Source organism: Kribbella sp. NPDC048837 (assembly GCF_055586945.1).
On sequence record NZ_JBVJHF010000011.1, the window covers coordinates 86,852 to 102,285 of the forward strand.

Sequence of the window (15,434 nt, forward strand, 5' to 3'; positions counted from 1 at the left end):
CCCACTCACCCCAGCGACCGCATTACCCGCCCGCAGCTCAGCCGTCGTGAGCCATGTCCACGAAGCGGGAGTAGTGCCCCTGGAACGCCACGACCACGTCGGCGGTGGGGCCGTTGCGGTGCTTGGCAACGATGAAGTCAGCCTCGCCGGGCCGGGTGGACTCGCGCTCGTAGGCATCCTCGCGATGCAAGAGGATGACGACGTCCGCGTCCTGTTCCAGGCTGTTGTGGGTGGCGATGCCTTCGGCTACGAAGTTGTGGGTGCCCAGGACGGTGGCGTCGTACACCTCTTGGTCGCCGAGGCTTTCGATCGAGGTGATCGTGTCCCAGAAGATGTCGTTGGTGGCGAGGACCTCGAGGTCGGCGTTGTCGAGGATGTCGGCGACCTTGGCGAGGCGTTGCCGGCTGGGGGCGTGCTTCCACATCGTCGAGCCGGAGAATTGAGTGCCCATGGCCGCGGCGAACTCGCGATGGGTAACGTTGCGCTCGGCAAGCACTTCGCGGACCCTGGACCAGACCTCCTTCGGCACCGTGTCGAGGTTCGTGTTGCTCTTGATGTCCCGTAGGGCTGTCGCGACCTCCAGCACCTTCAGGCCGCGGAGACCGTGCACGCCGATCTCGTCGCAGAAGCGCAGCTGGTTCTCCGCGCCGTAGATGCACAGGTGGTACGAGTCGCGGTAGCCGGCCTTCTTGACGGTCTTGATCCGGCTGAAGATGTTGTAACGAAGGAGGAGACGGGCCAGATCGTCGACCAGGCGGCGACTGGTGCTCGCGTAGTAGATGCGGCCCTGCCCGGCCTTCGCGTCCCAGCGCACGGAGCCGTCGGTCGCCCACAGGTGGCGGACGAACTGGGCGACCTGCTCCATCGGGAGCGCGAAGATGCCCGAGGGGATGAACTTCTCGTGGCTTCGGAGGCCGAACAGCCCCAGACCGTCGAGCCACGCAGCGATCGGGTTCCGCTTGCCGCGGGCCAGCCGGTACGGCGCGGGCAGGCGAAGGCTGGTCACGCGCGCCGCGGCGTGGTCATCGCGAACCGCGGTGATACCGAAGCGGCGGTGGGCGGCCCCGGCGACCGCGGTCAGATTGGCCTCGTCGATGCTGGCGTAGCGGATCGGCTGGCGCTTGACGAAGGAGCCGTCACCGAGCAGGTGGGCCAGCAGCGTGACCTCGTCCTCGTCCCACGGCTTGAGCTCGAGGGGCGGAGGAACGTGCCGGAGTGATCCGAGCCGTGCGCCTGGAGTCAGGTCGCCCAGCGGCTTCCAGCCGTCGTACGTCAGGAAGGGGTGGTTCGCGGTGGCCTTGATCTCGCGGCCGGACGCGAGCTTCAGCTTGAAGACCTCCTTCACCCCACTGGGAAAGGCGTGCGTCAGCGTGCGCGGCACGAGCTTCAGCCGGTCGTCCAACGACCAGACCGGCACGTCCCGAGCATCTGTCGCCAGCAGTTCGCCGAGCGAGATCTCCGCGCCGGTGTCCGCGCGCAGCAGCCGCGTGTCGGCGGTCAGGCAGCCGGATTCGCGGAGGTCGGAGGCCATGGGGCGTTTGTCGGAGCGTTGTTCGGAGCCTCGGTTGAGCTGGCAGATGGCGACGACGGGGAGCTCGAGTTCTTTGGCGAGGAGTTTGATGGAGCGGGAGAACTCGGAGACTTCGAGCTGGCGGGACTCGACTTTCTTGCCCGACGTCATCAGCTGGAGGTAGTCGATGACGATGAGGCGGAGGTCGTGGCGCTGTTTGAGGCGGCGGGCCTTGGCGCGGATCTCCATCATGGTGAGGTTCGGCGAGTCGTCGATGAAGAGCGGGGCCTCGGAGACCTCGCCCATCTTGCGGGCCAGCCGGGCCCAGTCCTCGTCGGTCATCTTGCCGTTGCGCATGTGGTGCAGCGGGACCTTCGCCTCGGCCGAGAGCAGCCGCATGGTGATCTCGTTGCGGCTCATCTCCAGCGAGAAGATGCACGAGGTCAGGCCGTGCCGGATCGAGGCGGAGCGGGCGAAGTCCAGGCCCAGGGTGGAGTTGTGGGTCGGGATCATCGTCTTGCCGGCCAGGTACAGATGGTCGGGGTTGTCCACCTCGACGCACCGCACCGGCACACTCTCGACCGGGTCGATCCACTCGATCCGGCGCTCACCCTCACCGGCGAGCGCGGCCGGGAAACCGTGCCCGGTGATCTGTCGCGGCGCCGACCCGGGGATCGGCGGTGTCAGCCCGGGACTCGCGGACATCGCCGTGTGCAGGTCGGCGGTCGTGCAGACCACCGGGCGGCCGCCGTCCTCGACCACCCACTGGTGGTCGGCGTCGGCGACGATCGTGCCGGCGTCGGAGAACGAGAGCCGGAAACACGGCCGGTCCACCATCACCTCGGTCGCCGCCACCACCGTGGTCGGCTGACCGTTGACGTCGAGGAGCTGGTCGCCGACGGCGATCTCGCCCATCGTGGTCCAGCCGGTCGGCGTGGGCAGCGGGGTGTCGAGGGCCAGCGCCTTCCCCATCGCGGGACGGGCGGCGACGATGATCATCTGCCCGGGGTGCAGGCCGTTGGTCAGCTCGTCCAGGTCGGTGAACCCGGTCGGTACGCCGACCATCGCGTCACCGCGGGAGTCGATCGCCTCGATCTCGTCGAGAGCGCCCTCCATGATGTCCTTCAGCGGCGCGTAGTCCTCGGTGGTGCGCTTCTCGGTGACCGAGTAGATCTCCGCCTGCGCCTCGTCGACGACGTCGTCGACCTCACCCTCGCCCGCATACCCGAGCTGGACGATCTTGGTGCCGGCCTCGACCAGCCGGCGCAGGATCGCCTTCTCCCGGACGATGTGCGCGTAGTACCCGGCGTTCGCCGCCAGCGGGACCGAGGCGACCAGGGTGTGCACGTACGGCGCGCCGCCGATGCGGGCCATCTCGCCGCGCTTGTTCAGCTCGGCGGCGACCGTGATCGCGTCGGCCGGCTCACCCCGCGCGTACAGATCGGTGATCGCGTCGAAGACGACCTCGTGGGCCGGACGGTAGAAGTCCGTGCCGCGCAGCGTCTCGATGACGTCGGCGATCGCGTCCTTGCTCAGCATCATCGCGCCGAGCACGCACTGCTCGGCCGCCAGATCCTGCGGCGGGGTGCGGTCGAAGCCCATCTCCGGGTTGCGCTCTTCCTGGCCGCCGCCCTGTCCCCCGCGGAACTCCGCCACGCTCACTTCGCCCGACCTCCTCGCCGCCCAACCACTGAAGGCCGGGTTCGAACACCTGATCGAACCTTAGCCACACCCGCCGACACTTTCCGCCCGGCCGGGACCAGGCATCGCCGGCGCCATCCGCAGGCGGACTCGACCCCCGGGACTGCGGGCGGACGGCGTCAGGTACGCGACCGTACGCCGGTCTCGTCACCGGGTGGTAGCCGGTCATCCACAGGGGGTGTGGACGAACTGTGGGAAACCCGGGGAACAGGTGTGCACAGGTTGGGCACAACCCTGTGGATATCTGGGGACAACAACCCACAACATCCCCCTGACCTGCGGTTTCACCCATTCACAACTGTGGAGAAGAAAAAGTTGGCGTCCTTTTTCCGGAGTCCGGGATCCGGCGGCTGTGCACAGCCGAGGTCAGGCACAATGATGCCTATGACTCGTGTCCCGCCGAAGACCCCGACCCGGTGAGGCGGCGGCAGCTCTTCGGGGAGCAGGACAAGGAGATCCTCCGGCTCGCCGTCCCGGCGTTCTTCGCGCTGGTGTCGGAGCCGCTCATGCTCCTGGCGGACTCGGCGATCGTCGGACATCTCGGTACGCCGCAACTCGCGGCCCTCGGCATCGCGGGAACGATCCTGCAGACCCTGGTCGGCGTGTGCGTCTTTCTCGCGTACGGGACGACCTCGGCGGTAGCCCGGCGGATCGGCGCCGGCGATCACCGCGGCGCGCTCGCACAAGGGATCGACGGACTGTGGCTGGCTTTGCTGCTGGGCGTCGTACTGGCGCTCGTCGGTCTCGTGCTCGCTCCACAGGCCATCGCGGCGTTCAACCCGTCCGCGGACGTGGCTGATCACGCGGTGATCTATCTGCGGATCTCGTGCATCGGGATCCCGTCGATGCTGCTCCTGCTCGCGGCGACCGGCGTACTGCGTGGCCTGCAGGACACCAAGACGCCGATGATCGTCGCCATCACCGCGAACCTCGCGAACATCGCCCTGAACGTCCTGCTCGTCTACGGCCTCGAACTGGACATCGCCGGCTCGGCCCTCGGTACGGCGCTCGCCCAGACAGCCGCCGGGGTCGCGCTCGTCGTGGTCGTCGTCCGCGGCGCCCGGCGCGACGGCGCCAAGCTGCGCCCGGACCGGCCCGGGATCCTGGCGTCCGCGCAGATGGGTGTCCCGCTGATCGTCCGCACGCTGACGTTGCGCGTGGCAATCATCCTGCTCACCTTCGTCGCGACGGCCCTGGGTACGGCGTCGGTCGCGGCGCACCAGGTCGCGTTCACCCTGTGGTCCTTCCTGGCCCTCGCCCTGGACGCGATCGCCATCGCGGCCCAGGCGCTGACCGGCCGCTCGCTGGGCGCGGGCGACGTGGCCGGCACCCGTGCGATCACCCGCCGGATGATGTGGTGGGGCCTGTTCTCCGGAGTGATCGGCGGGCTCGCCCTCTGGGGCCTGCGCGACGTGTACATCCCGTGGTTCACCAGCGATCCGGAGGTACGACGTACTCTCGCCGCCGTACTGATCGTCGCCGCACTCTGGCAACCGGTGAACGGGGTCGTGTTCGTCCTGGACGGCGTACTCATCGGAGCCGGCGACGGACCGTACCTCGCGGTGGCCGGCGTCATCGCGCTCGTTCTCTACGTACCGCTCGCCCTGAGTGTGCTGTGGCTGGACGGCGGCATCGTCGCACTGTGGTGGGCGTTCGGCGGGTTCATGCTGCTGCGCCTGCTCACTCTCACCACCCGCGAACGGCGGGACTCCTGGCTGGTGACCGGGGCTATCCGCTGACCCCGGGGTGCGGCATCGTGGAGCCCCGAGGAAAGGAGCGGCATGGCCGACACCGACGACGAGCAGACCATCGCGCTCGAGCCCGACCAGCACGTGCAGGGTGACGACGACACCGAGCCCGCCAGTGAGCGGCGCGGCGTCCGTGCGTGGGAGCGGGACAGCGAGCGGCCGGCCGCCGTCGCCGGGCTGACTCCGGAGGAGGAAGCCGCCCGTCGCCAGGAAGAGCTCGACGAGGTTCGCGACGAGGAGGACCTCGAGCAGGCCCGCGCGGAGGAGATCGACCTCGACGCGCTGGACGAGCGCCAGCTGGAAGAGCTCCGCCGTCGACGCGAGGTCATCGCCGCCGCGGAGACCAGCGAGGCGATCCGGCTGTCCGAGGCGAGCCGTGAGCTGCGCCGCGACGGCGACGCGAAGACCCGGCAGGCCATGAGCGACTGGGCCCACGGCCACCACCAGCTCGACGAGGCCGCCGCCCGTCCAGACGAACCGGGCGCAGCCGGGAAAGCCGCCAGCGGCCGCCGCTTCCAGCGCGCCGCCGTCCGCGAGGACCGGTCGGCGGAAGCCGACTACGAACGCGCCGACCAGTACGACGCCGAGGCCCTGGAGCGCCGTGGTTTCGCGCGCCAGGAGCAGCCGCCGGCGGCCGAGGCCGTCCGCAGCCGGCCCGCGGAGACGCCGCAGGCCCGCAAGTTCGTGCACAAGAACCTCAAGAAGGTCCGCAAGGTGCGCGACCGCAGCACGGAGCCCGACCTCGGCCTGGGCGACTAGTCACATCCCGCGGAGGTTCGGCTGCCGCTGGTCGAAGAACAGGCCTGCGGGCGGTTCCTCCACCGGGAGCGGCGGGATCGGGTAGTCGGTGTGCGCGCCCCGGCAGGCCGCGAACGGGCCGTCCGGGTCGAGCAGCGCCATCATGTGCGGGTCCGCGTGGTCACGCCACCAGACCGACATCCCGGTCGCCGGGTCGAGCCGCAGGTGTTCCCAGGCGCGCCAGATCGAGTCCAGCCGGCTGAGCGCCTCGGCGTGCCGGTACCACTCCGGGCACCAGATGAACTGCTGCCCGATCCGGCGGGTGTAGAGGTAGATCAGCCGGTCCTCGACGAACGCCGCGACGTGTGGATAGAAGAGCTCCTGTTCACCATCCACGACGCTGCTCCTCGTTCTGCTCCCAGACCGGCTTCTCCGGGCCGCGCGGCAGAACAGGCGCCTGCTGGCTGCCGGCCGACACCCACGGGTTGTTGCTGACCGGAGCGGTCGCACCGGAGGCACCCGGGTCGTACTTCGTCAGCGACGCCTTCACCGCGGCAGCGTCCGGCCGGGTGAACCACGGCACCGTCTTCACCATCGTCGCCGGGATCCCGGACGGGAACACCACCGCGCGGCCGGGCGGCATCGCGGCCAGGTCGGACACCTCGAGGATGTTGTGCCGCTGGGTCTGCCGGCTGGTGCCGCGCTCGCCCTTGTTGTACGACACCGAGCTGGAAATGATGTCGTAGTCGCCGATCAGCTTGCTCAGCCGCTCGAGGAAGTTCGAGTCCGAGGCGCCACCGCCGTACACCCGGATGTTCGCGGCGGACCAGAGCTTCTCCATGCCGTGGTCGCCCCAGCACTCCTGGCCCTGCGCCCACGACTGCAGGATCGTCATCAGCACGATGCCGCGGGAACCGAAGTGGCTGTACAGGTCGGGCAGGTTCTTCCAGCGGCAGACGTTCGCCGCCTCGTCCAGGACGCCGACCAGCGGGTTCGGCATCCGGCCCATCGGGCAGCCCCGGGCATACTGCTCGGCGGCCTCGACGACGGCCACCGTGAGTGCGGTGACCAGCGGTCCCGCCGTACCGGCGCCTTCCTTGGACAGGCTGTACAGCGTGCCGCCCTGGCGGACGAACTCGTGCGGGTTGAACTGGGGGCGGGTGTCGTTCGGTCCCTGCGGGGTGACCCAGCGGGTGACCTTGCGGTTGACCAGGAACTGGGCGCTCTGCTGGGCGGTGCCGTACACACCGGCGCGCTGCTTGTCCGGCGCGTTGATGACACCGGACAGCGCGTCCGCGGACAGCTGCAGGCCCGGGGTGTTGCGCAGGATGCGCTCCGGCTCGTCGTTCCGCTGGTCGGCCAGCCAGGTGTAGACCTGGGTCAGCGGGCGCTTCGCGACCGCGGCGGCCAGCAGCAGGCCGGCCAGCAGATCGGTGCCTGCGGCATCGAAGAACGCGTCCGTCTGGGCGTTCTCCTTGCGCTGCGAGGAGACGAAGTGCTCGGCCATCTCGCGGGCCTTGGTCTCGTCGGTGATGTAGCTGAGCGGGTTCCACCACCAGTTGTGCGGCTCCTCGCAGACCTCCTGCGGGTCGAACACCCAGACCGGTCCCTTCTCGGACCGCGGGCCGCGGGTGGCGTCGACGATGTCGCGCTTGTTCGACGTGGCGACCACCGCGCCCGGCGCGTCCAGGATCGCCGGGACGGCGCGGGACGTGGTCTTACCGGTCCGGGGACCCCAGATGTCGACGTGCATGTCTTCCCAGGACCCGAACACCTCGAGGTTGTCCCGGACGGTCCGGCCGATCATGATGCCGGGGCCGGCGTGCCCGGCGCCGAGCCGGTTCGCGATGTCCTGGGCGCCCTCGCGGGTGAGCTTGTAGATCTCGGACCGCTTCGACATCAGGAACGCCTGCTTGTCGACCCGGCCGCCGGACTCCCGGCGGTTGCGGACGTAGTACCAGATACCGCCCGCGATGCCGAGCAGCACGATCAGCTCGAGCAGCAGTACGCCGGTGGCCGCGCCGGACCAGTGCTGTTTGCCCTTGATCAGCTCGACCAGCGCGTTGAACGGGCCCGGCACCGGGCGCGCGGTGGCCCCGTTGACCGCCTCCGCGACCTTGAGCGCGCCCCACACCCCGCCGGAGACGACCAGCAGGACGCCGACGCCGACGAAGATCAGGATCGACTCGACCGACAGTCCACCCGGTCCGGTGCTCTTCTTGCCCTGGGCCATTACTCCTCAACTCCCGTTCTGGCGACCACCCGGGTGGTCGGGTCGGGCGGCGGCAGCAGTGCCGGGTCGTCCAGGCTGTACTCCCCGACGATCTCCTCGGTGCCGTCGGGCGCGACCTCCACCTTCATCGGCTTGCCGTCGGGGGCCGTCTTCCACAGCTTGTTGGTGTCGTTGATCTCGCGCTCGACCGAGGTCAGGCCGACGTGTACCGGGATGCCCGGGCGGCCACCGACCTTGACCAGGAAGTTGCCGCGGCCCGGGGGCGCGGCCTCCTCACCGGTGGCCGGGTCCCACGCGGGCGGGTCCTGCCAGCCGATGAGCATGTTCTGCTCCTCCTCGGACATCGGCACGACCTCGCTGAGGTTCTCCATCTCGGCCCGCGGCAGACCACCGCAGATGACCATGCCGGACCGCTCGACGAAGCCCTTCGCCTTCATCCGGTCCTCGGAGTGCTCCAGCGCCAGCAGGTCGGACATGGTGTGCGAGATCATCGCCATCCCGACACCACGCTGCCGGTTCAGCCGGGTCAGGGCGTCGACGCGGTCGACCAGACCACGCCCGGCCCGCAGCACCCGCCAGAGCTCGTCGAGGATGACGAAGTAGTGCCGCCGCGGCTCCAGGCCGGCGTCCGCCAGCGCCTGCGAGACCGCGACCGCGCCGAACCCGTACGACCAGCAGGCCAGCAGTACGGCGGCCTGCAGGTTCGTCTCGGAGTCGTCGATGTTGGACACGTCGAACACGACCGGACGGTCCAGCTGCATCGGGTTGTCGGTCTGCTCGGAGAAGATCTCACCGAGCCGGCCGCCGCCGACCAGACCGATCAGCGACGCCTCGAGTCCTTCGGTGATCTGCCGGTACCGGTCCAGGCTGCCCCGGTCCAGGGCCACGTTGCGGACCCGGTCCGGTGCCTCCTGGACGACCTGGAGCAGATCGCGCAGCAACGGCGTACCGACGAAGCGCTCGTCGAGGACCTTGAGGGCCTCGTCGAGGATGGTCTCCTCGCGGTCGGTCGGCGGGGCCGAGCGCATGATCGAGATCAGCGCCGACACCATCGTCTGCCGGCGGCCGTGCGCGTCGGCCTGGATCGCCTCGCGGGCCTTGCCGGTGAGCCGGAGCGCGGCCTGGCGGGACTCGCCCGGGTCGAGCACGTTCAGGTGACCGCGGCCGCGGCCGAGCTGGATGACCTGGCCGCCGAGGGCCTCGATCAGGTCCTTGTAGTCGGGCTTCAGGTCGCCGAGCACGAGTGGCATCACGCCGTACCCGGCCAGGCCGAGGGCCATCCGCCGGGTGATCGTCGACTTGCCCAGACCGGGCTTGCCGAGCACGAACATCGACGGGTTCGAGATCAGTTTGGCGCGCATGAACCAGCTGATCGGGTCGCAGCACATGGTCGCGCCGGAGAGGATGTTGCGGCCGATCGGTACGCCGACCATCGGGCTGCCGGTGCCGGCCGCGAACGGCCACAGTCCGCAGACCTGCACCGTCGTACCCCGCCATTCGGCCGGGGCCTGCACGTACGTCGAGTACCCGCCGGCCATCCCCGGCCAGCCGCGCGGCATCGGCCGCTTGCCACGACGGGACTGATCGACCGGCTTGCTCGTCTTCTTGCTCACTGTGACTCCCCAGATGTCACTGTGCTGCTCTTGGTCATAGGGCTTCCCGCAGGCCCGCCGGCACCGACAGGTGGCTCTGCAGTACGACGCCCAGCGGCAAGGCGGCCACGAACGCGGAGTCCTGCGAGCCGTACGCCGGCCGGAGCAGGATGCGCGCCGTGGCGCCCAGGTTGTCGATAGCAGCAATCATGTCCGGGATCTGCTCGGCCGTCATCACCGTTCCGGTGACGACCATGCCGAAGTTGACCAGGCCGGCGCCGCGCGCCTCCTCCTGCGCGGTCCGGTCCGCGGCGCGTGCCTCGGCCATCGTCCGCGCGGTCGGCCGGCTCGACGTGGTCGCCCGGAACGACGCGTTGCGCTTGTCGGCCTCCACCATCCGGGCTGCGGTGGCCGCGTCCAGCGGACGGTAGAGCAGGGTGACCCGCTTGCGGTCGATGTCGACGTGCGGCGCGACCAACTGGGACAGCACCGACGAGAACACCTCGCCGCGCGGCGCCTGGGTCATCTGCCAGGTCACCGACCACGCCGAGTCGTGCCGGTACTTGTCCCAGAACCCCTGGGCGGCGGCCGGACCGACGTCGGTCCACTGCAGCTCCGGCGCCATCCCCTGACTGCGCGCCTCGTCGATCAGTACGGCGGAAGCCGGGTCGTAGGCGATCCGGACGGTCTCGCACAACTCCTGCGCGGTGACCGGACGGGCCGCACCGGCGCCGGTGGCGTTCAGGCTCTGGGTGAGCGCGGGCAACCGGGACGCGAGCTCGCGGCCCATGTCCTCTTCCTTGCGACGCTTTCCGTTGCGGTCGGTGCCCTTGAAGGTGAGGGCGACCCGGGCCGAGACCAGCGCCGAGCCCTCCGGGTAGGTCTGCACGACCTCGGTGAGCATCGCCCGGGCGATGGCCGGCGTACCGTCCATCATGTTGTTGCCGACCTCACGGCGCAGCCGGATGCCGGTGTCGGGGGCGCTCTCCACTGTCACCGACGCGGCAACGATCCCCGGCTCGTGGCCGAGCGACGCCAGCCACTGACCCCAGTGCGCGACCCACACGTCGACCTGCTCCTCGTCGACCAGCGAGGCGCCGTCGGGCTCCGCGTTGATGACGACGGTGAAGTGCCGGGTGCTCGGGTAGAACAGCAGCGCGAAGGGCCGGCCGTACGAGTCCTGGAACTCGCTGAGCTGGGACGCGGCGGCCAGGCCGGGGAGCTGGAACTTGCCCCACGGGGTCCGACCGAGCGGACCGGAGCGGTAGACGTTGTGCTTGGCCATCTTTGCTCTTTGCCATCCAATGCGGGTCGAAAGCCGTTGCAGGGCGGACTGTCCGTGCTTGTCCTTCGTCATCAGCATCAGCAGCATGACGCCGACGATCAGCAGCGTGATGATCGCGGCGAGCAGGCCGCCCGCCATCGTCGCGATGACGGTGACGACCAGGCCGCCCATCATGATGCCGGTGCCCAGGGTGCCCAGTCCGCCGATACCCGCCGACGCGGGCTGTCGCCAGTTGCCGTAGGTGCGCGGGGCGCTTCGTACGTTGTCAGCCGCTGCCACGTGGTCCGTCCGGAGGTCGAGGTGGTGGAGATTGGTCTCGGGAGTGCTGCGGTTGCTGGGCGCGGGCCCGGTCGTTCTCGCGGTTCATGTCGCGGGCACGGCCGCCGCTGCCGGACGGGCCGCTGTGGCCGCCGCCTCCGCCAGAGCCACCGGCCCCGCCACCGCCGCCTCCGCCACCACCGCCGCTGGAACCCTCGTCCATCGCGTCGTTGCCGAGGGTCTCGCTCGCAGCCATCTGGCCGACGGCCTTGGTCGCGTCGACGCCCATCTTGACGGCCACCACAGCGGCCGCGGCCGGTCCGGCGGCCGCCGCGGCTCCACCACCAGCGGCCGCTGCCCCGCCACCGGCTGCGGCGCCACCGCCACCACCTGCTGCCGCGGCACCGCCTTGGCCACCGGCTGCCGCGGCCCCTTCACCGCCACCGGCGGCCGCCTGGCCACCGCCTCCACCGCCACCTCCACCTCCACCTCCACCGCCGCCACCGCTGGGGGCTTGCTGGGAGGCACGACCGACGTTCTGGGCACCGGTCGGACCGTCGCCGCCGCCACCACTGCCGCTGCTTTGATCGCCGGCCTTGTTGGCAGCGTCGGCCAGCTTGTCCATCCCGGGCCCGGCGATCTTGGCGGCGAGCATGCCCGCCCCCGCGCCGCTCGCGGTCGCGGCGACCATCGGGACGATGAACCGCATCAGCGCGGGCAGCGCGAAGAGCGCGAGCACCAGCATGGTCACGCCGGTGACCATATTCATGATCTGGCCGCCGACGTCCTTGTCGTCGAAGCTCAGGCCCTGCCCGTTGTTCGACGTGAGTCTGATCGCGGTCGCATAGACGATCGCGGCCACCGGTTTGTAGAGGATGAAGGCGAGCAGCCAGGAGATGATCCGCTTGAACCAGGTCCGGCCCATCTCGGTGTTCGTCGCGGCCGCCGCGATCGGCAGCACGCCGATCAGCAGGATCAGCATCGCCGAGCGGACCACCATCAGCACGATCTGGATCACGCCGGCGACGATGGTCAGGATGCCGATGGTGATCATCAGGCCGATACCGATCGGGCCGGCGGCCGCAGAGAAACCGAGCAGTGCCGCCATCGTGTCACCGAAACTCTTGCCGCCGCCGTAGTTGCCGATGCCGCAACGCCAGCCCTCGCCGGAATCGCTCAGCGCGGTGGTGACCAGGCAGTCGGAGAACTTGTCGCCGAACTCGATCAGCGCCTGGGCAACGCCGACCGACAGCGCCGAGGCGACGGCCAGCGTGATCAGCGACCGGAGGATGTCGCGGGCCGCCTCACCGCGATGGCTCCAGGCCATCTGCATCGCGCCGATCAACAGCCCGACGACGGCGACGAAGATCGCGATGTACTGCGTGTGCTCCCACATCCAGCCGACCGTGTCGTTGGCCGGCCGGCCGCTGGAGTCACCGACCGACGGCGTCTTCACGTAGATCCAGAAGGTGCCGATTGTGCCCATGATGAGCGTGATGGCGGCGGCGATGGCATCGAGAATCGGCTGAAAGATCAACTGGATCAACTTCTCAATCGCAGGCGCCAGAACCTTGGTAATGGCGTCGAAGAGGATGTCGTACCACGCGAGCGGGATCATGTCATGACGTCCTCGGTGACACGAAGCGAAGGATGGCGGGCAGTGCGACCACCGCGACGATCATCATGGTGACGCCCATGATGAGCTTGAGAGTCTCCGGAGTTCCTTCCGGCGGGGTGTACCCGTCCGGGGCCTTCGGCGTCGACATCAGCTTGATGGCGGTCGCATAGATCAGCGCCGCCACGGGTTTGTAGAGGATGAATCCGCCGAGCCAGCTGATCGCCCGCTTGAACCACATCATCCCCATCTCGGTGTTGGTCGCCGCGGCGGTCAGTGGCAGGACGCCGACCAGCAGCACGAGCATCCCGTACCGGACGATCATCAGGGCGAGCTGGATGATGGCGGTGATCACCATCAGGATGCCGACGAAGATGATCAGCGCGAACTGCAGTTGCTCGGTGGGATCCTTGAGCGGATCGACCATCCGTTTGGTCAGCTCGGTCGCGAAGGCGTGGTCGTCGGCGCCGAGCGCCTGACCGATGATCCAGGAGGAGAACTCGTCCGAGGCCTGGATCAGCAGGCCCGCGAAGCCGGCGCCCGCGGCGGAGACCACGACCATCGTGAGCAGCGACTTGAGGATCTCGCGCAGCGGCTCACCGCGGTGCGAGACCGCCATCTGGATCGCGGCCACGATGACGGCGATCGTCGCCGCCGCGGCCAGGATGTAGTTCGTGTGGACCTGGATGTAGCTGACGGCACCGTTGTTCGAGATGTCCGGCGTCTTGATGTAGATCCAGAGGAACCCGACCGCCTTCAGCACCGCCTCGACGGCCGCCACCACCACGGCCGCGATGGCCTTGAAGATCAGCTTGAAGAACGGGTTGAGCGCCGCGCTGATCGCCTTGCCGAGGAACTCCTCGACGCAGTCGTCCCAGTTCCAGGGAGCCCAGGAACAGCCGAGGGTGATCATCCGGCACCACTGAACCTGACGTAGCCCTCGAGCCCCTGCAGGACGTCGGGCGCGACCTCGCCGTTGAAGGTGCCGTCGGGCTGCAACTCGGCCTTCCAATCACCGCCCACCCAGACCATCGTGATCGGCAGCGACGCGACGTTGTCGTTGTTCAGCTCGGCCGCGACCTGGATGATCGCGCGGCGGGTGGTGTAGTCGATCACCTTGAAACCGGCGAACTGCACCTGGCCCGTGGCTTTCGGGGTCGCACTGTTCCGGGCCTCGGCGACCGCTCGGCTCCGGCCCGGCCCGTCCATGACCCGGGTGGCCAGCACCGCGTCGGTCAGGTCCGGGTTGCGAATCTGGCCGAGCATGACGAGCGTCGCGAGCACGGCTCCGGTCGGCGAGTGGGCGAAACAGGAGCGCACACCGTGGCTGTCCGTCGCCGCCGGACCGCCGGCCGCCTGGAGCGGGATCAGCATGTCGGCCTCGAACTGCCAGGTCACAGCGGGCGGCGCGGCCCGCGGGATCCGCATGTCCGGGTGCTTGTTCTTGCAGCCACCCGAGCCGTTGATCGGCGGCGGCGTACCTGGTGTGGTGCTCGGTTCATCCGTGGGCGTGACGGGCGGCACCGACGGCTCCTCCGTAGGCTGTTCAGTGGGTACGACGGTCGCCGGGGTCTCGCTCGGCTGGGCGGCCGGCGTCCCCGAGTCACCGCGGGCGAAGAACCAGACCAGCAGACAGACGACGACCGCGCCGACGACGATCGCCGACGCGACGAAGCCACGCTCCTGCCAGAAGCTGGTCTCACCGCCGTCGGCGTCGTCGTCCCCGGAATCCGGATTGCTGCTGAACAGTCCCACCTGCGATCAGTCTCCGACGCGCAGGTCTGCGTGCGCCGGGATCACTTCAGCGCGTCCACGAGGGCCGTGGCCGCACCGATGACGATGCAGGCCGCCAGCACCCAGCCGAGCCGGGCGGCGTGCTCGCCACCTTCGCCGCGACGCTGGCCGACCGCCATCATCGCGCCGGCGATCAGCACGCCGAGGATGCAGACGGTGTAGGCGATCCACTTCACCCAGTCGAGCACCAGGTTGAGCTTGTCGGCGCCCGGCGGCTCCTGGCCACCGTCCATCGGCAGCACAGTGGGAAGCTCGGAAATCAGCTGTACCAACATCATTGTGGTGAGTTGCCTTTCAGTACGGGGCGGGGTAGTCCGCTGGGTTTGACGCGCGAAGAGCGTAGATGGATTCAAGAACCTCGAAGACTTCGTCCGGGGTGTTGTCAGGCGTGGGAGCCTCCCCTCTGCGCCACTCCTCGATCCAGGGGATGTCCCAGACTCTCGGAACGCCGCCGCCGACGATGTCCGCGAAGTCGTCGAGCACGCGGGGCAACCGGCCCGGGGCGTCCGCGATCAGCACCAGGCCGAGCACCGCCACGCCCTGCACCACCCCCGACGCCCACTCGATCGCCGCGCGCTGCGCGGCCCGCAGGCCGGACCCGTGGGTCCGGGCCACCAGGATGACCGGGGTCGGCACCGGTGGCGGCGGGATCGGCCAGCGATGGTTGGCCGCCCGCGTACCCGGGAGCAGCAGCGACATCGTGGTCTCGCCGGCACCGCCGTGCACGCCGACCCACCACAGCGTGTCCGCGACCGGGATCGCGAACTTCGGCAGGCGCTCGTCCGCCGCGGGCGGCGCCACACCGTGCTGCGGCGCGGACGGACCCCGAGGGGTCAGGTCCGGCTGCGGCGAGGGGCCGGCTGACGGCTGCTGTGGACCCGAGGTCGGCGACTGTTGCTGCCGAGTCCACGGGTTCTGCGTCATGGCCCCTCCTCTCGCGGTGTGTCACAGGCTGTCGCC

Annotated in this window: 12 protein-coding genes; 2 read left to right on the forward strand and 10 right to left on the reverse strand. The window is 69.5% G+C overall.

The genetic code is table 11. The annotated features are described in order from the left end of the window. Window positions 1-37: 37 nt before the first annotated feature. Window positions 38-3,172, reverse strand: coding sequence for a replicative DNA helicase (locus ACZ6O0_RS39480; protein WP_465770199.1), 3,135 nt, complete (start codon window positions 3,170-3,172; stop codon window positions 38-40). Between the two features lie 455 nt (window positions 3,173-3,627). On the opposite strand from ACZ6O0_RS39480, the gene ACZ6O0_RS39485 reads away from it, so the two are divergent. Together ACZ6O0_RS39485 and ACZ6O0_RS39490 are read left to right on the forward strand one after the other, a co-directional pair. Beyond that, window positions 3,628-4,950 (forward strand): MATE family efflux transporter, encoded by a 1,323-nt coding sequence (locus tag ACZ6O0_RS39485; protein ID WP_465770200.1) that lies wholly within the window; start codon window positions 3,628-3,630, stop codon window positions 4,948-4,950. A gap of 42 nt (window positions 4,951-4,992) precedes the next feature. Continuing rightward, window positions 4,993-5,718, forward strand: a complete 726-nt coding sequence (locus ACZ6O0_RS39490; RefSeq protein ID WP_465770201.1) for a hypothetical protein — start codon at window positions 4,993-4,995, stop codon at window positions 5,716-5,718. Here the strand turns inward: ACZ6O0_RS39490 and ACZ6O0_RS39495 are convergent, their stop codons facing one another. The 9 genes from ACZ6O0_RS39495 to ACZ6O0_RS39535 form a co-directional block, all read right to left on the reverse strand. Continuing rightward, window positions 5,719-6,093 (reverse strand): DUF4913 domain-containing protein, encoded by a 375-nt coding sequence (locus tag ACZ6O0_RS39495; RefSeq protein WP_465770202.1) that lies wholly within the window; start codon window positions 6,091-6,093, stop codon window positions 5,719-5,721. Continuing rightward, window positions 6,083-7,930 (reverse strand): type IV secretory system conjugative DNA transfer family protein, encoded by a 1,848-nt coding sequence (locus ACZ6O0_RS39500; protein ID WP_465770203.1) that lies wholly within the window; start codon window positions 7,928-7,930, stop codon window positions 6,083-6,085. Before ACZ6O0_RS39500 ends, ACZ6O0_RS39495 begins: the two co-directional genes overlap by 11 nt. Continuing rightward, window positions 7,930-9,543 (reverse strand): ATP/GTP-binding protein, encoded by a 1,614-nt coding sequence (locus tag ACZ6O0_RS39505; RefSeq protein WP_465770204.1) that lies wholly within the window; start codon window positions 9,541-9,543, stop codon window positions 7,930-7,932. Before ACZ6O0_RS39505 ends, ACZ6O0_RS39500 begins: the two co-directional genes overlap by 1 nt. A gap of 34 nt (window positions 9,544-9,577) precedes the next feature. After that, the gene (locus tag ACZ6O0_RS39510; RefSeq protein WP_465770205.1) at window positions 9,578-11,086 is read right to left on the reverse strand and encodes an SCO6880 family protein; all 1,509 of its coding nucleotides are present in this window, start codon (window positions 11,084-11,086) and stop codon (window positions 9,578-9,580) included. After that, complete coding sequence (locus ACZ6O0_RS39515; RefSeq protein WP_465770206.1) at window positions 11,073-12,683, reverse strand: type IV secretion system protein; 1,611 nt, start codon at window positions 12,681-12,683, stop codon at window positions 11,073-11,075. The genes ACZ6O0_RS39510 and ACZ6O0_RS39515 overlap by 14 nt, the downstream gene beginning before the upstream one ends. A gap of 1 nt (window position 12,684) precedes the next feature. Continuing rightward, window positions 12,685-13,593 (reverse strand): type IV secretion system protein, encoded by a 909-nt coding sequence (locus tag ACZ6O0_RS39520; RefSeq protein ID WP_465770207.1) that lies wholly within the window; start codon window positions 13,591-13,593, stop codon window positions 12,685-12,687. After that, a complete protein-coding gene (locus tag ACZ6O0_RS39525) occupies window positions 13,590-14,435 on the reverse strand; it encodes a DUF8175 domain-containg protein (RefSeq protein ID WP_465770208.1) in 846 nt (281 codons plus the stop codon). The genes ACZ6O0_RS39520 and ACZ6O0_RS39525 overlap by 4 nt, the downstream gene beginning before the upstream one ends. A gap of 41 nt (window positions 14,436-14,476) precedes the next feature. Next, window positions 14,477-14,707 (reverse strand): conjugal transfer protein TrbC, encoded by a 231-nt coding sequence (locus ACZ6O0_RS39530; RefSeq protein ID WP_465770209.1) that lies wholly within the window; start codon window positions 14,705-14,707, stop codon window positions 14,477-14,479. Window positions 14,708-14,768: 61 nt separating this feature from the next. Then, window positions 14,769-15,398, reverse strand: a complete 630-nt coding sequence (locus ACZ6O0_RS39535; RefSeq protein ID WP_465770210.1) for a DUF6668 family protein — start codon at window positions 15,396-15,398, stop codon at window positions 14,769-14,771. Window positions 15,399-15,434 lie beyond the last annotated feature (36 nt).